Below are 16,740 nucleotides of genomic sequence, written 5' to 3'. Positions count from 1 at the left end.
GAAAAGAAAAAATTTCAAAAAGATCTCTTTTCTTTTTGCCTTCAAAAATAGCCTTACACTTCTACACTTCTTTCGAAAAAATATTTTAGGGAAGTTCTTGAATCATGATTTACATAATAAAAAAAATAGTTAGCTGCCATCAGCTAAATTTAAAAAGGTGCTACCAGACGCTAAAAGCTGGTCCACGTAATTAATATCATAATCAGAAAGAAGAAACTTCGGATTATCCAACATGAACTGATGAAAAGGAATTGTAGAATGCACCCCACCAATATGGAACTCTTTTAAAGCTCTTTTCATAATGGCTATCGCTTCCTCTCGATTCTTTCCTTTTGTGATTACCTTAGCAATCATGGAATCATAATAAGGAGGTATCGCATAACCACTGTAGCAAGCCCCGTCTACTCGCACAGCAGGACCTGCAGGAGGGAGATAATAATCTAATCTACCAGGGGAAGGAGTAAAGTTATTAATTGGATCCTCTGCATTGATTCGGCATTGAATCACGTGCCCTTTAAACTCTATATTCTTTTGCTTCCAAGGCAGTTTTTCTCCCTTAGCGACACTAATCTGAGCCTTTAACAAATCGATCCCTGTCACTTCTTCCGTAATAGTATGTTCCACTTGGATACGCGTATTCATCTCCATGAAATAAAAACGCTTCTCCTTATCTAACAGAAATTCTACTGTTCCAACAGAGAAATACCCGGCACTCCGAGCTAAATCCACTGCTACTTTTCCAACTTTAGCTCGCATTTCTGGAGTTAAAATAGGACTTGGAGTCTCTTCTATTAATTTTTGCCGACGCCTTTGTACTGTACAATCTCGTTCTCCAAGATACACGTAATTTCCGTGCTTATCTCCAATTACTTGAACTTCTAAATGTCTTGGATTTTCAATAAATTTTTCAATATACACGTCAGGATTATTAAATCCCGCTTCTGCTTCAGCCCGAGCGGCAGTAAAAGCCCTGTAGAATTCGTCTTTTTCTCTAACAATCCGTATTCCTCGTCCACCGCCTCCAGCAATAGCTTTGATGACGATGGGGAATCCGATCTTTTCTGCAATTCTAATCCCTTCCACCTCATCCTTCACTACACCTTCAGATCCAGGGATTACAGGGCACTTAATCTTTTTAGCCAACTGCTTAGCTGCGACTTTATCTCCCATAGTCGCTATCGACTCAGCACTAGGACCGATAAATGTGAGCCCACAACTTTCACAAATAGAAGCAAAGTTTGCATTTTCACTTAAGAAACCATAACCAGGATGCACAGCATCTACCCCAGTAATCTCACAAGCAGCTAAAATATTGGCGATCTTTAGGTAGGATTTTGCTGCCTGAGCTTCTCCAATACAAACAGCTTCGTCAGCAAGAAGCACATGCAAAGCTTCTTGATCCGCCATAGAATATACAGCAACAGTAGCTAATCCTAGATCATGACATGCTCGAATAATCCGAACAGCTATCTCGCCTCTATTTGCAATCAATACTTTCTTCATTAACTAAGCCTTAACTATACGGAATAACTTAGAACCAAACTGGACTGGATCACCATTAGTAATCAATATTTCTTCTACGCGACCAGACATTCCTGCCTTTACCTCGTTCATTACCTTCATAGCTTCCACGATACAAACAACGGTATCCTCTGAAACAGTATCCCCAGGCTTAATAAATGCTGGAGCCTCTGGCGAAGGAGAGCCATAAAAAGTGCCTACCAGCGGAGAAACAATAAAATCTCCCTGAGCAGGCGCCTCACTTTCTTTCTTCTCGATACTCTCTTTAACAATAGGATTCCCAAGGTTTTGATCTGTAGGAATAGGTCTTTCTTGGGAAAATCCAGCAAACAGTCTGTTATCATAAAAGACTGGCTCCTGAATACTTGGGACTGTATCCCTTTCTAACTCTAACTCCAAACCTTCACGCTTGATAACAATGCGCTTCATTTTATTACGGCCCATAGCAATCATGAGCTTTTCTATCTGCTTTAAATCCATGCTATCCCCAATTTAGACGCGTTGAATATACTCACAAGTACGCGTATCGACCTTAATAACATCTCCTATTTCTACAAAAGGCGGTACCAAAACCTCTACTCCTGTTTCCAAAAGGGCTTTTTTGGCTCCTCCTGATAAGGATAAAGAGTCTCCAGGGAAATCTGTTTTAGCAACCATTAATTCCAAGAAATGGGGTAACTCCATAGAAAAAACAGTGCCTTGATGCACTAAAGCAAAGACGGTAACACCTGCTTTCAAAAACATGGCGTTGTCTTTCATAATTTCTTTTGGAATATAGATCTTATCGTAATTCCCTAAGTCTAAGAATAGGTATTTATCCTCTTCCAGATATAGATACTCTAAATTTCTTGGCTCAAACTGAGCTTCTTTGACCTCTTGCCCCGCTTTAAAATTTCTCTCGACTGTCACGTCTGATCCAGCGGCCTGCAGGGATACTTTAATAAAAGTATCCCCTTTGTTTCCTGAGACTTTCGAAACAGAAACTACTTTGTATAGGCCATCTTTTGTAGAGATAAACATCCCTACCGAGAGTTGGCTACTTAGCACCATGTTCTTCCCCTTGAAGTAACAAAACTTTTTCTTTCATATTTATAGAGTCTTTCTCAAAAAAATAGGAGGCTGCAACCAAAATATCTGCGCCTGCTTCCCTACATGCTCGTGCAGACTCTTTATCAATACCACCGTCAACTTCAATCAAGCAACTTCCTTCTCTTCCTAGGACTTGTATAGCTTGTTTAACGAATTGAATTCTTTCTATCGTATCAGGAATGAACTTTTGCCCACAAAAACCAGGATGCACAGACATAAGCAAGATGACATCGCATAGAGGTATGAAAGATGTGACAAACTCTATAGAAGTCTCTGGAGAGAAAGCTACCCCTGCTTGCACTCCGCATTTTTGAATATAGCTAATAATTTCTTTAATATTTTCCGCTGCCTCAAAATGCACAATGATACGATCCGCCCCGGCCTTAACAAAAGCCTCTACAAATTCAAAAGGCGTATAAATCATAGCATGAACTTCCAGAAATAGCTCTGTTGACCGATTAATCGCAGCAACAACTCCGGGACCAAAAGTAATATTGGGAACAAAATGTCCATCCATAACGTCTATATGAATAAGATCTGCTCCGGACTCTTCTATATTTCGCGCTTCTCTTCCTATGCAAGCTAAGTCAGCTCCCATAATAGATGGAGCTACCAACACCCCTTGTTTTTTCATGGCCTCTTCTCTCATTTCCTTCTGTAGAGATGACGCACATACACTTCAATCTTGTGGTCAAAAATTTTAACTCTCTACGATAAGAAGGAGAGTGTACAATGGCAATTATTTTTGGGGAACTAAGAGTTTCCCTCTATCCTCCTTTTCTCTTTACATACATTTCACGACAGGCATACCCCAAAGCGATTCTGCACTGCGCAGACAAGAATTTTCTTGAATCCCTCCATAGCAATCAGTGCTTTCGTATCGCCAATGCAACATGTTCTACTCTGTCCTATGCAGAAATTGATCGTTAATCCAGTCAACAATATTAATGCAAATGCTTTAGAAAACATGTAAGCTGGTTTTTACATAGAATTTTTATCATATAAAGCCATAGGATCTGGTTTCAGCGAACTTTAAATGAGAAAGTGCCTATGACAACGCCTACTCTAATCGTGACTCCTCCATCTCCCCCTGCACCTTCCTACTCAGCCAATCGCGTACCTCAACCTTCTTTGATGGACAAAATTAAGAAAATAGCAGCCATTGCCTCCCTAATTCTTATAGGCACAATAGGCTTTTTAGCTCTTTTGGGACATCTTGTTGGCTTTCTGATCGCTCCACAAATCACTATTGTTCTTCTTGCCCTATTCATTATCTCATTAGCAGGGAATGCTCTTTATCTACAGAAAACCGCTAATCTACATCTATACCAGGATCTGCAAAGAGAAGTTGGGTCTCTAAAAGAAATTAATTTCATGCTGAGCGTTCTACAGAAAGAATTTCTTCATTTATCTAAAGAATTTGCAACGACATCTAAAGACCTCTCTGCTGTATCTCAAGATTTTTATTCTTGTTTGCAAGGATTTAGAGATAACTATAAAGGTTTTGAATCTCTTTTGGATGAGTATAAAAACTCTACAGAAGAAATGCGCAAACTTTTTTCGCAAGAAATCATAGCAGATCTTAAAGGCTCTGTTGCCTCATTAAGAGAGGAAATCCGATTCCTAACCCCATTAGCAGAAGAAGTTCGCCGATTAGCGCATAACCAGCAATCATTAACAGTGGTTATTGAAGAATTAAAAACAATTCGTGATAGCTTACGAGATGAAATTGGACAACTTTCACAACTTTCTAAAACTCTTACCAGTCAAATTGCATTACAACGAAAAGAGAGCTCAGATCTGTGTTCCCAGATAAGAGAGACGCTCTCCTCCCCCAGAAAGTCTGCATCACCCTCTACAAAAAGCTCCTAGTCTTAGGAGCTTTTTGCAATGCAAAACATAACACCCTGTAAAAGGCTGCAGAACTAGTCTACTCATCCTAACTGTACACAGGGTGCCAATAGTAACGGAACTCTACAAAATAAAAAAAAGAGGAGGTCTCCCTCCTCTTTTTCCTACGCGAATCACATGTCATCCTTAGAAGGAGTGTGATCGAGAACGGCTGTTGTCCTTATTTATATCATCGAATGCCCCAGAAACACTATCTCCTATTGAGCGCAAAGCGGATTCAAGACCAAAAGTAGACGAAGTAGGAGATGCTTGTGGTGAAGCGCTCTCCTCGGACAAACGTCCTCCTGATTCCTGCTGATCAGAGGGACGAGCAGCCCCTTCAATTTCTTCAGGTGATCTCTTTTTACAACTCTGAACAACTGCTGATAAATTTCTTAAAAGCACAATAACAGCACAAACAAATCCTAGAAGAGCTGTTGTTAATATCAGCAGATATGGAAGAACAGCAGCAGTGCCACTAAACAGTACCGCCGCTGATAATATGGATAAACTTCCTGAAGCAAACACCGCAAACAAAGACAACGCAAGAACAGCTGCTTGCTTAGCCGTTTGTAAGCATTTCGTTACAGAGCATTTATCTATAACAGGCATTGATTGTACGCTCGACAAGACTTTGTCACAGCAGATCATGTATCCCCCTATCCCTTTATCAAATTTCGTTTCTTGTCATTAAAAGAGTTAGCAGACCTAGAGGAAGTCTGCTTTTCGAGTTTTGCCTAGCACTTATTTGTAGAAGCGATCCATCCCCGATCCTTAGCAGCTATAAACAAAACACAAGCTGCACACAAGAAGCTCGCCAGTGTTGTCGCTACTAAAACGGCTAAAGGCCCTACAGGAGTAGCTCCCACACATAAAGCAACCAGTGAAAGAACACACAAAGCCCCATTCAAAACAAGAGCGGCGAGAGCAACTACGAGTTTCGCAACTTTAGCTAGCGCTCCCACCACACGTACCAAAGAATCACAGATTCCGCGATGACCCTCAACTAACCCACTTTCTGTTTTCACGCTCTGTATCATTACGTCTCCCATTGTCTTATTGAGTTACTAAAATCACTTTGTCTGCGCTTCCATTTTTACCTTTAAAGAATTGTACAGTAGGTTCATTAGCTGGACTCGATTTGCATGGCAACTTAAATGGACATCCCACCAAACCATGATCCTCTAGAACATCCAAAGCAGATATTGCAAACAATACAATCCCTAAAAGAATGGCGATAACACCCAATCCAATAGCGAATCCACTACACGAAACACCCACTGCCGCTGCAGCGATTCCCAAAGCTAAACAAATAATCGAACAAACAACTCCTAAACAGGATACCACTAGCTGAACTTTTTCTGCAGTTGTTCCTTTCGTCAACACCGAACGCACAGGATCCGTCAAGTTGTCTAAACGTAGATGGTTTCTACATAACTGTTTAACGCATTCCACAGAACCTCCTAAAAACTCTTAAAACAGCCTCTCAATGAAGCGTAATCTTTAAAACCGGACTCGCCTTTAGCTTGCCCCTTTTTTACTCACCGAGTTTTCGAGTCTTATCATTGCTTTTGGCATTTGCACTAGCTGTCGAGATTTTCTGCTCAACCTCTGCCGTTTTACAGCATAAGTTGTTCCACATCAAAGTTTGTGATCGATGCAACCGCTCTCTAATCACAGCTTCTGTAGTCAGCACTCCTCCAACCAAAGCTCCTCCTAAAAGGAAAGCTCCTACCCCGAAGAATAAAGATGCCGCTACAACAGAAACAAGGCTACAGAGCACTCCAGAGAACAACAAGCCCGCGACAACTAGAAGAGCGATGGCCAATATAGTGGCCACAGCAACTGCCACCAATCTTTTCGCTGTCGGCAATGAATTACTCGGATCTAAGCATCTCTCTAAAAGAGCTATCCTATCCACAACCCTCTCTTGCTGAATGCTATTCGCATAAACCTCACCATCGACAGACTTTAGCCAGATCTCATTTCTCACTTAATAAAACAATGTTTCGGACGCAAAAACTACCGGATTTAAATTATTTAGGCATCCATTCTAACTAAAAAACTATTTAAAACAAACTTTTTTCAAATACACCTGAACAAGATTCTTCAAGCCCTCGCTGAGCTTTGAAGAATCTAAATTGTTAAAATATTTACAAAATAGCTAGAAGGCTCCGTTTAACTCGGAGCAACAAGAGATAGCTTTTTCCCGATAGTTTTTAAGAGAGTATAGGAAGTTTTTTCGGAAAACAACCCTTCTTTAATGAGAAGAGCTTGCGCTTGATCAAAATGATATTTTGCTCGGACATAATCATGTCGATTGCAAAGAATTTTACAAAACTGCAGACGTAAAGAGAGGTCCTCTGGGGCATCCTTAACACTCTCTTCTAACAACTGCACCCCCTCCTTGACCAGCCCTAGCTCCAATGCTGTTGTCGCCAACCTCAACCTAAGAGATCCACTTTTTGGATACTTCTTGGAAAGCATCACTAGTTTTTTTCGATACTCCAAAGTTTCTTGATAGGTCACCCCTGAATCGGCAAACAACACCCCTAGGATTTCGGGGGAAATATATCCTTGGAAATAGTCATAGATAGATGACCCTCGCCGAGTCTTTTCTGCAGATTTCTTTAAAAGAGCCTCTCCCGCCGCCTTCTTTCCTAAAAGAACATAAGTAATCCCTAACAAATCAGAAATCTGCTCGTCTGATAAATATGATTGAGCTTGCTCATAAGCTAAGGACGCCTGAAGAAACTCTCCTTTTTGCAAAAAGAAAGCTCCTCTATTCATAAAAGTTAACCCTATAAGCTCCATCTGCGAACGCACCTTTAACTGCGACTCTTTTATGCATTCACAATACCTTTCAGTAGGAAGATGCCTTCCTCCAGAAGTGGTTTCAATATTCACCTTGTCCTTATAGCGTAAGTAAATATGTCCAGGAGGGGTGACAGGGTCCAGAGACAAATCAAGCCGCTGGGCGACAGCTTGATAAAGCACTACAGTTCCCAAGCAAACTCCAAATTTACTATCTGTAACAGCAGCTAACTCAGAAAACCTGCTTTCAAACATCTCTTGTTTTGAAGGATACCTCCATCCTTCTTCCTGAAAAAGGATGGTATTAATAGCTTCTATGGTTGCCAAATCTATCCGCTCAGGATCTCCGTGTGCAGCACTCGCCAAACGCTCTCTTTCAACGTATGCACGCAAAGCTAAAACATCCAGATACAATGAATAGTATCGAGCCTTCTGCTCTTCCGCAGAAGGCTCCGCTAACACCAACACTCTCGCTAAATCATCGTCCCGATGAACACCTAGAGAAACCCTTGGCAAAATCAATTTTGCAAAGAGCTCTTCCTCCGATTTTGAAAAAAGGTATTCTGGACGCTTTGAAGACAAAATGCATCGAGCAAAAACAGATACATCCTCTTCTGAGAGCTGAGGAAACAGATACATTAACCGTTTTGCACTCAAAGGATCTCGATGCGCTACAAAACAAGCGCATATAGATTCCAGACAATAAGGATCTACATTCCAAAAGCTTTGTTGCTTATCTAGGAGCGGGATAGGCTCCTTTCTCATCCGTTCAGTCGCTCGCAGAGCGGTCGGTAACAGAAGACTGCCTATCCCAATAAAGCACATCCAATGCCGCAAACACACAAACGTCCTACACAGCTGGATTTGTTTTAATTTTAAACACAACTACATCTTTTGCCATAGTAAGCTCCACCGCCATTCCAGGTTTGATATCTCCTTTCAAAAGAGCTTTAGACAACATAGTCACTACTTTTTGCTGTATCAAACGCTTCAGAGGGCGAGCTCCAAAAGCGCTGTCATAACCTTGCTCACTGAGAAATAGCACTAAAGAATCATCCCAAGTTAACGAAATTTTTCTTTCCAGCAAACGTAAAGCAACCCGATTCATTTGAATACCGACAATTTTTACAATGTCTTCCGTAGTCAAAGGAACGAAAGGCAGAATGTCATCGATACGATTGATAAATTCTGGACTAAAATAATTTTTAAGCGCAGGGGCAACAACAGATAGCACAGCTTCTTTGTCTACGATAGTTCCTTTCTTAGTACAATAATCAGCAAGCTCTTGCGAACCAATATTTGATGTCATAATGAAAAGAGCATTCTTACAATTTACCTTACGCTTCTTGCTATCCGTAAGAATCCCATCATCAAAAATCTGCAATAAAATATTAAATACTTCTTTATCTGCTTTTTCTATCTCATCAAAAAGAACAACAGAATAAGGTCGTCTTCTTAAAGCTTCTGAGAGACTCCCTCCTTCTTCATATCCTACATACCCTGGAGGAGATCCTATCAATTTGGAAACGGAATGTTTTTCCATATATTCGGTCATGTCAAACCGAATCATCGCTTCTTCCTTATTAAATAAAAGCTCTGCTAATGCTTTAGCAAGCTCAGTTTTCCCTACCCCTGTAGGTCCAAGAAATAGAAACACTCCTAGAGGACGCTGCGGATCACTCAATCCTACTCGAGCAGCTCGAATCGAATCACTGACTGCGGCAATAGCGAAAGGTTGTCCGACAACCCTTTCTTCTAAAGACTCCTCCAACACCAATAACTTTTCAGATTCTCCCTCTAACATTTTTTGCACAGGGATTCCAGTCCAATTCGCAACAACTTGCGCAATCAACCGCTCATCAACTTCCTCTTGAAGCAGGCGCCCATCTCTTTGATTTAAAGCTTCCTCAGCTAAATGAATTTCTTCCTCCAAAGAAGGAATCAAACTATAGCGTAGTTCTGCTACCCGATTGTAATCGGCAGTACGCTCAGCTTCCTCTTCGGCAAATTTTAAATTTTCTAAAGCATTCTTCTTTTCTTTTAATCCTGCAATTAATCCTTTTTCTTCATCCCAGCGCAAGCGTAAAGCGGCCAGCTCTTCCTTAACCCGGTCAATTGCTTTTTGCATGTCTTCAGCCTCCTCCTGATAAGCTGGTGCTTGCTCGCGTTTAATAGCTTCTTGTTTCACGATTAAAGCTGATAATTCTCTTTCCTTTTCATCAATAGGCAGAGGTAAACTTCCTATTTGCATACGGATTAAACTCGCAGCCTCATCAATTAGGTCAATCGCCTTATCAGGAAGAAATCGGTCTGTGATGTAACGATAAGAAAGAACTACAGCTGCATTCAAAGCCCCTTCTGTAATGCGCACACCATGAAAAATTTCATATTTTTCTCTTAACCCCCGGAGAATGAATACAGCATCTTCCAAAGAAGGTTCTGTTACAAAAATAGGCTGGAAACGCCGTTCCAAAGCCGCGTCTTTCTCTATATATTTTTGGTATTCATTCAAAGTCGTAGCGCCAATACAATGCAAAGTGCCTCGTGCTAAAGCAGGCTTTAATAGATTCGCTGCATCCATAGCTCCATCTGTAGCTCCCGCTCCTACTAAAGTATGCACTTCATCAATGAATAGGATACACTCGCCTTCAGAAGCTTCTACACCCTTCAATACACTTTTTAACCGCTCTTCAAACTCTCCTCGATACTTGGCACCTGCAATCAAAGCTCCCATATCCAGTACATACAGATGCTTTTCCTTTAAACTCTCTGGAACATCCCCTGGCACTATGCGAAGAGCAAGTCCTTCAGCGATTGCTGTTTTCCCAACTCCGGGCTCCCCTATCAACATAGGATTATTCTTTGTTCGTCTAGAAAGAACCTGTATCGTACGTCTAATCTCTTCATCTCGACCAATCACAGGATCAAGCTTGCCTTCTCTTGCAAGTACAGTCAAATTTTTGCAGTATTTCTCTAATCCTTTCAGATTTTCTTCAGCACTAGGTGAGTCCATACGACTTCCTTGTCTTAATTTAGTAATTAATTCTTTCAACGCTTCAGAAGTAGTTTTTACAGTTTTTCTCCAAGAAGCAAAAGGCTCTTTAGTCGATCGCCAAAAAGCTAGTAACAAATGATCCCCTGATAGATATTCGTCACCCATACTTCTAGCTTCTTGATGTGCATTGAGCAACAACTGCTGTAAACTTGGAGAAGGACTAGCAACAGCGGTTCCCTCGACTACAGTTGGTTCTCTGCGTAAGGCGTCGTCCACAGCAGAAGTAAGCAAACCAAGATTACCGTGCACATCCTTAATGACCAAACAAAATAGGGAGCCTGGATTTTGTAAAAGACTTTTCAGCAAATGGTTTTCTGTCACGTAGGAATGCTTAGAGTTTTTAGCTAACTCAAACGCCTTTTCTAAGGCTTCGCTTACTGCATCTGAAAATTTCTCCATAAATACCTTTTATCACACCTGTTACAAAGGCTATCAATTCTGAGAAGGCTTGCCAATCACATCGATCAATAAAGCAGACCTCTTATCCATACAGCTTAATTCTCTTACAGTCAATAAAAGAGCTAAGATCATTTGATCACAGAAAACTACAGGCAAAAAACTTGATTAGAAATCGATCTTGATCGAAACTGCTCTCTTTGATCAAGAAACAGCTAACTCTCTTCTCCTTACTGGCTATCCTAACCAAGGAGCTGATGATTTAGCTGACACAAGCATAAACAGCTTACTCTAAGGAGAGATTCATGACCACTTCTACTACTTCACAAACAGCTTTACGCTCTAGAAAAGATGTTCCTCTTTCTGACTGCTGGGATACGAAAAGTTTGTATGCGAGTCGTGAAGTCTGGCAAGACGAATTAAAAAAAGTAGGTGCTGAAGGAGCTCCATTTTGGCCTCACCTTAGCGAAAACAATTTTGATATAAAACAACCTTCTTCTCTTCGTGAGCTGCTAACCACAGTCTTTTCTATTGAAAGAACTTTGGATAAACTTTATGTATACGCTCATCTTACTCATGATGAAGATATTGCGAATCAAGAAGCCGCAGCTGATCTGAAATCTATTACCTTCTTGCTCACATCATTTGTAGAGGAAATTTCTTGGATTCAACCGGCCCTTATCGCCCTCCCTCAGCAAGAGGCTAATATGCTATTAGCCTCTCCCGAACTTCAGGAATACCATTTCTATTTGAAAAAACTATTCCGTTTAGCTCCGCACACAGGAACTTCTCGAGAAGAAAAAATCCTAGCGTCTTCTTTCCCTGCATTGGAAGTAGCCTATAAAACTTTTTCTAGCTTAACAGATTCTGAAATTCCTTTTGGGGAAGCTGTCGACTCTGAAGGTAAATCTCATCCCCTTTCTCACGCTCTAGCTTCTCTATACATGCAATCTACAGATCAGGAGCTACGCAAAAACACTTATCAGAAACAATGTCAACGCCATCACGGGTATCGTTTATCTCTCGCGAATCTACTGAATGGCAAAATTCAAGCCCATCTATTCAATGCAAAAGCTCGCGATTATGATTCTTGTTTAGAAGCAGCACTATTTCAGAATGATATCAGCACTTCTGTGGTTACCACGCTCATTGATACCGTTAAACAACACACACACCTGATCACTAAGTATTTTCAGTTAAAACAAAAAGCTCTTGGTCTCTCGGATTTCCATTTCTATGATGTCTATGCACCGTTGGTCGCTAGCGAAGCTTCACGCCATTATTCTTATCAAGAAGCTGTCACTCTGATCTGCGATAGCTTGTCCCCTTTAGGGAACGATTATGTGGAGACTCTACGCAAAGGTCTTACTTCCGATGGATGGGTAGATAAATATGAAAATACTAACAAACGCTCAGGAGCATATTCGTCTGGGTGTTATGACAGCAAACCTTACATTCTTCTCAATTATACAGGAACGTTATACGACGTATCGGTAGTTGCGCACGAAGGTGGTCATAGTATGCACTCATTCTTGAGTCATAAACATCAAAGTTATCATGAAGCTCAGTATCCGATTTTTCTAGCTGAAATCGCCTCAACCCTCAATGAAACCCTATTGATGGAATTTCTGCTAAAACAAGCTCCGTCTAAAGAAGAGAAGATTGCTATTCTTTCTCGCTCTCTAGACACTGTTTTTGCAACTTTATTCCGACAAACACTATTTGCTGCTTTTGAGCTGGAAATGCATTCTGCAGCCGAACAAGGTCTCCCATTAACTGAAGAATTCTTTTCTCAAAGTTACGAGAAACTGCAGCGCCTATTTTATGGCGATTGCATAACTTTTGATGAACATAGCTGTATCGAATGGGCTCGCATTCCTCATTTCTACTACAACTTCTATGTTTATCAATACGCCACAGGAATCATTGCATCGTTGTGTTTTTCTGAAAGAATTCTTTCTGGAGAAGAAGGCGCTCAAGAAGCATATCTCACATTTTTGCGTAGCGGCGGATCCGATTTCCCTATCGAAATTTTGAAAAAATCTGGATTGGATATGACCTCATCAGCTCCTATGCTTAAAGCCTTTTCCTACATCGAACGGAAGCTGGAAGAACTAGCTAGCTTGCTATAAATTTTTAAAAATAGCAGTTGATCATGCCAATTGCTAAACCAGTTGCAAAAAAGCGAGGACTTTGCTATCGTTCTTCCTCTGAACGTTCTATCGTTCAAATCCCTACGTTGGTAGCGGAACAAAGCCGGACCACGAGGCCTCATAGAATATAAAAATACGAGGAGCTTAAACATGTCAGATCAAGCAACGACCCTCAAGATTAAACCTTTGGGAGATAGAATTTTAGTTAAAAGAGAAGAAGAAGCTTCCACTGCAAGAGGCGGAATCATTCTTCCTGACACTGCCAAGAAAAAGCAAGATAGAGCTGAAGTTTTAGCTCTAGGAACAGGCAAAAAAGATGATAAAGGGCAGCAACTTCCTTTTGAAGTTCAGGTTGGTGACATCGTTTTAATTGATAAATATTCTGGCCAAGAACTTACTGTCGAAGGTGAAGAGTACGTCATCGTTCAAATGAGCGAAGTTATCGCAGTTCTGCAATAAAAACTAAGAGAGTGAAGAAGATTTAAGGAGCGCATCAATGGTCGCTAAAAACATTAAATACAACGAAGAAGCCAGAAAGAAAATTCAAAAAGGAGTTAAGACTTTAGCTGAAGCTGTAAAAGTCACTCTAGGGCCTAAAGGACGACATGTTGTCATAGATAAAAGCTTCGGATCCCCTCAAGTAACTAAAGATGGTGTTACCGTTGCGAAAGAAGTTGAGCTTGCCGACAAACATGAAAATATGGGCGCTCAAATGGTCAAAGAAGTCGCCAGCAAAACTGCTGACAAAGCTGGAGACGGAACTACAACAGCTACTGTTCTTGCTGAAGCTATCTATACAGAAGGATTACGCAATGTAACAGCTGGAGCAAATCCAATGGACCTCAAACGAGGTATTGATAAAGCTGTTAAGGTTGTTGTTGATCAAATCAAAAAAATCAGCAAGCCTGTTCAGCATCATAAAGAAATTGCTCAAGTTGCAACAATTTCTGCTAATAATGATGCAGAAATCGGGAATCTGATTGCTGAAGCAATGGAGAAAGTTGGTAAAAACGGCTCTATCACTGTTGAAGAAGCAAAAGGATTTGAAACCGTTTTGGATGTTGTTGAAGGAATGAATTTCAATAGAGGTTACCTCTCTAGCTACTTCGCAACAAATCCAGAAACTCAAGAATGTGTATTAGAAGACGCTTTGGTTCTAATCTACGATAAGAAAATTTCTGGGATCAAAGATTTCCTTCCTATTTTACAACAAGTTGCTGAATCCGGCCGTCCTCTTCTTATTATAGCAGAAGACATTGAAGGCGAAGCTTTAGCTACTTTGGTCGTGAACAGAATTCGTGGAGGATTCCGGGTTTGCGCAGTTAAAGCTCCAGGCTTTGGAGATAGAAGAAAAGCTATGTTGGAAGACATCGCTATCTTAACTGGCGGTCAACTCATTAGCGAAGAGTTGGGCATGAAATTAGAAAACGCTAACTTAGCTATGTTAGGTAAAGCTAAAAAAGTTATCGTTTCTAAAGAAGACACGACCATCGTCGAAGGAATGGGTGAAAAAGAAGCTTTAGAAGCTCGTTGCGAAAGCATCAAAAAACAAATTGAAGACAGCTCTTCTGATTACGATAAAGAAAAACTCCAAGAGCGTCTTGCTAAGCTCTCTGGTGGAGTAGCAGTCATTCGCGTTGGAGCTGCAACAGAGATTGAGATGAAAGAGAAAAAAGATCGTGTAGACGATGCTCAACATGCTACAATCGCTGCTGTTGAAGAAGGAATTCTTCCTGGTGGAGGAACAGCATTAATCCGTTGTATCCCTACTCTTGAAGCCTTCTTGCCAATGTTGACTAATGAAGATGAGCAAATTGGAGCTCGCATTGTTTTGAAAGCTCTTTCCGCTCCTTTGAAACAAATTGCTGCAAACGCAGGAAAAGAAGGTGCTATCATCTTCCAACAAGTTATGTCCCGTTCTGCGAACGAAGGATATGATGCATTGCGTGATGCATACACAGATATGCTTGAAGCTGGTATTTTAGATCCTGCTAAAGTAACCCGTTCTGCTTTAGAAAGCGCGGCTTCCGTAGCTGGATTACTTTTGACAACAGAAGCTCTCATTGCAGAGATTCCAGAAGAAAAACCTGCTGCAGCTCCAGCAATGCCTGGCGCAGGAATGGACTATTAATTCCTCTAATGGGAACAAATAGATTCTTCGAGCCTCGTTTCCAAAAGGAACGAGGCTTTTTTTTAGATTCCTAATATTTCTCTATTCCTCTATCGTAAACATCTAGTGCTTACGACCATCCTTTTCTATGTTTAAACTAATCAAGAGCGCATTTCTCATAGCCTGTTGTATTGTAGGGTACTTCTGGATAAAAAAAGAAAGTATTGTTGAGCAGTGGCTATCCCAACAGTTGCATGCTCAAGTGACCGTTGGCAATATTTCCCCCGGTCTTTCCAAAACGAAGATTCGCCATTTATGTATCCACAATCCTCTTTCTTCCGATAAGTATCCCTATGCGGTAGAAATTGAGTACGTGAGTCTCAAGTATTCTATTGTTACCATGATTCTTTCGAAAAAGATCGATATTTCTGATGTAATCCTACAAGGAACATCTCTAACTATATTCCCCTGCGAAGGATCTTCTAAGACAAACTGGTCATTCTTTTGGGATAGCTTTATCAATCATTCTAATGAGCTGACCAAGTTTCATTCTTCACAGTTTGAGTCATCTGTTGATACAATCCCCGTATTCATTAAACGTTGTCTATGTACAAACACGAGAGTCAGTGGCATCAAAAACAACTATAAGGAAATCCCTACTACACCTGTGCCGTCTCTCGAATTTAGAGGGTCTTTATCTTGTTCTCCTCTACCAACTTTAGGAGAAACTGCGAGAGCCTTACTGTATCTCATCGTGGAGGAGAGTTTTTATCACGCAAATGTTTCGGGAGATATCGCTCGTCCTCTTTCTAAACAGGCTCGAGCATACTTCAATTCTTCTCTATCCGATTACTCTTATCTAAAAAAACGAGGAACATTTCCTTCGAATCTTACCAATGAACTTGAGGGTTTTATGAAAGAGTTGCTATTCCGATAGAGCCTTTCTTAATTAAAAAGGGTTGTCCGTATCCAAAAACACAACTGATTCTAAACCCGCTCCTTTTAAATATTGAGCCAAGGCTTTTGGACCAACTTTTTCAGTAGCTGTATGTCCAAAAGCCAAAAAATGAATAGCCAGCTCATGCGCTAAAGACCATGCCGGCTCATCAAAATTACCAGTGATGAAGCAGTCTACCTGCTGGTTTTTAGCTTCGGAAATTTCATGATAAGCCCCGCCAGAAATAAGCGCTGCAGAAGAAACTCTTTTCTTTCCTCCAAGAGCTTTCGCTAATACCGGTGTTTGATAGTATGCAGATAATTGAGATATGAAATCATGAACCTCCATTTCTGGGAAGACTCCCTTAACTCCTAAAGAAGGCTGAGAGCTTCCGAAAGATTCTAGTTGTTCCCAACCTAGATCCCTTGCTACTTTCCAGTTATTACCAATCGTTGTATGCGCGTCTAGCGGTAAATGATAAGCTATCAACTGAATATTCCCTTCCATCAAGCGTTGCATACGCTGATAGAGTATCCCTGTGATGGGATAGGGCATCCCCTTCCAAAATATCCCGTGATGTACAAGCAAAACATTGGCTTCGCAAGCTATTGCCTTCTCAATAGTTGCTAAATCCGCTGTGACTGCAACCACCACCTTACGAATCGCAGTTTGTGCATTACCAACTTGTAAACCATTAGGGCCATAGTCACTAAAATATTCAGGATGTAACAGTTCATTCAAAATATTGAGAAGGTCTGAAACGTTCATATAAAAA

17 protein-coding genes and 1 pseudogene are annotated in these 16,740 nt (G+C 40.8%); 6 read left to right on the top strand and 12 right to left on the bottom strand.

Annotated elements, in window-relative coordinates:
• Positions 1 to 129: 129 nt before the first annotated feature.
• Genes accC through rpe form a run of 4 tightly spaced genes read right to left on the bottom strand, consistent with a single transcriptional unit; the run spans position 130 to position 3,259 of the window.
• A complete protein-coding gene (gene accC, locus CTA_RS00645) occupies positions 130 to 1,503 on the bottom strand; it encodes an acetyl-CoA carboxylase biotin carboxylase subunit (protein WP_011324582.1) in 1,374 nt (457 codons plus the stop codon).
• Between the two features lie 3 nt (positions 1,504 to 1,506).
• Entirely contained in the window at positions 1,507 to 2,001 is a 495-nt protein-coding gene (gene accB, locus CTA_RS00640) for an acetyl-CoA carboxylase biotin carboxyl carrier protein (protein ID WP_009871470.1), read from the bottom strand.
• A 12-nt stretch (positions 2,002 to 2,013) separates the two neighbouring features.
• Entirely contained in the window at positions 2,014 to 2,571 is a 558-nt protein-coding gene (locus CTA_RS00635) for an elongation factor P (RefSeq protein WP_011324581.1), read from the bottom strand.
• The gene (rpe, locus tag CTA_RS00630) at positions 2,558 to 3,259 is read right to left on the bottom strand and encodes a ribulose-phosphate 3-epimerase (RefSeq protein ID WP_010725075.1); all 702 of its coding nucleotides are present in this window, start codon (positions 3,257 to 3,259) and stop codon (positions 2,558 to 2,560) included. The genes CTA_RS00635 and rpe overlap by 14 nt, the downstream gene beginning before the upstream one ends.
• Before the next feature lie 83 nt (positions 3,260 to 3,342).
• Here rpe and CTA_RS00625 point away from each other — a divergent pair.
• A pseudogene (locus tag CTA_RS00625) lies at positions 3,343 to 3,583 on the top strand (hypothetical protein).
• Positions 3,584 to 3,660: 77 nt separating this feature from the next.
• Positions 3,661 to 4,482 (top strand): inclusion membrane protein IncA, encoded by an 822-nt coding sequence (gene incA / locus CTA_RS00620; protein WP_009871466.1) that lies wholly within the window; start codon positions 3,661 to 3,663, stop codon positions 4,480 to 4,482.
• Between the two features lie 165 nt (positions 4,483 to 4,647).
• Here the strand turns inward: incA and incG are convergent, their stop codons facing one another.
• The 7 genes from incG to CTA_RS04970 all read right to left on the bottom strand — a co-directional run bounded on the left by incG (position 4,648) and on the right by CTA_RS04970 (position 10,924).
• Complete coding sequence (incG, locus tag CTA_RS00615) at positions 4,648 to 5,151, bottom strand: inclusion membrane protein IncG (RefSeq protein ID WP_009871465.1); 504 nt, start codon at positions 5,149 to 5,151, stop codon at positions 4,648 to 4,650.
• Positions 5,152 to 5,237: 86 nt separating this feature from the next.
• The gene (gene incF / locus CTA_RS00610) at positions 5,238 to 5,552 is read right to left on the bottom strand and encodes an inclusion membrane protein IncF (RefSeq protein ID WP_011324579.1); all 315 of its coding nucleotides are present in this window, start codon (positions 5,550 to 5,552) and stop codon (positions 5,238 to 5,240) included.
• 4 nt (positions 5,553 to 5,556) lie between these two features.
• Positions 5,557 to 5,955, bottom strand: a complete 399-nt coding sequence (gene incE / locus CTA_RS00605) for an inclusion membrane protein IncE (protein ID WP_011324578.1) — start codon at positions 5,953 to 5,955, stop codon at positions 5,557 to 5,559.
• An 82-nt stretch (positions 5,956 to 6,037) separates the two neighbouring features.
• Positions 6,038 to 6,481, bottom strand: a complete 444-nt coding sequence (gene incD / locus CTA_RS00600) for an inclusion membrane protein IncD (protein ID WP_049749261.1) — start codon at positions 6,479 to 6,481, stop codon at positions 6,038 to 6,040.
• Between the two features lie 197 nt (positions 6,482 to 6,678).
• On the bottom strand, positions 6,679 to 8,139 hold the full coding sequence (locus CTA_RS00595; protein ID WP_011324576.1) for a transglutaminase family protein: 1,461 nt from the start codon (positions 8,137 to 8,139) through the stop codon (positions 6,679 to 6,681).
• Positions 8,140 to 8,164: 25 nt separating this feature from the next.
• A complete protein-coding gene (locus tag CTA_RS00590; RefSeq protein WP_011324575.1) occupies positions 8,165 to 10,768 on the bottom strand; it encodes an ATP-dependent Clp protease ATP-binding subunit in 2,604 nt (867 codons plus the stop codon).
• A gap of 33 nt (positions 10,769 to 10,801) precedes the next feature.
• Positions 10,802 to 10,924: a hypothetical protein gene (locus CTA_RS04970; RefSeq protein ID WP_014541559.1), complete on the bottom strand. Its 123-nt coding sequence runs from the start codon at positions 10,922 to 10,924 to the stop codon at positions 10,802 to 10,804.
• A 146-nt stretch (positions 10,925 to 11,070) separates the two neighbouring features.
• On the opposite strand from CTA_RS04970, the gene pepF reads away from it, so the two are divergent.
• From pepF to CTA_RS00570, 4 genes are all read left to right on the top strand, one after another.
• A complete protein-coding gene (gene pepF / locus CTA_RS00585; RefSeq protein ID WP_011324574.1) occupies positions 11,071 to 12,897 on the top strand; it encodes an oligoendopeptidase F in 1,827 nt (608 codons plus the stop codon).
• A 171-nt stretch (positions 12,898 to 13,068) separates the two neighbouring features.
• Positions 13,069 to 13,377, top strand: coding sequence for a co-chaperone GroES (locus CTA_RS00580; RefSeq protein WP_009872382.1), 309 nt, complete (start codon positions 13,069 to 13,071; stop codon positions 13,375 to 13,377).
• A gap of 37 nt (positions 13,378 to 13,414) precedes the next feature.
• Positions 13,415 to 15,049 (top strand): chaperonin GroEL, encoded by a 1,635-nt coding sequence (groL, locus tag CTA_RS00575; protein ID WP_011324573.1) that lies wholly within the window; start codon positions 13,415 to 13,417, stop codon positions 15,047 to 15,049.
• A 127-nt stretch (positions 15,050 to 15,176) separates the two neighbouring features.
• Positions 15,177 to 15,965, top strand: coding sequence for a hypothetical protein (locus CTA_RS00570; RefSeq protein ID WP_011324572.1), 789 nt, complete (start codon positions 15,177 to 15,179; stop codon positions 15,963 to 15,965).
• A gap of 12 nt (positions 15,966 to 15,977) precedes the next feature.
• Here the strand turns inward: CTA_RS00570 and CTA_RS00565 are convergent, their stop codons facing one another.
• Positions 15,978 to 16,733, bottom strand: coding sequence for a Nif3-like dinuclear metal center hexameric protein (locus CTA_RS00565; RefSeq protein WP_011324571.1), 756 nt, complete (start codon positions 16,731 to 16,733; stop codon positions 15,978 to 15,980).
• Positions 16,734 to 16,740: the final 7 nt, after the last annotated feature.

Source organism: Chlamydia trachomatis A/HAR-13 (genome assembly GCF_000012125.1).
GTDB lineage: Bacteria > Chlamydiota > Chlamydiia > Chlamydiales > Chlamydiaceae > Chlamydia > Chlamydia trachomatis.
This window is presented reverse-complemented; position numbering and strand designations above follow the sequence as displayed.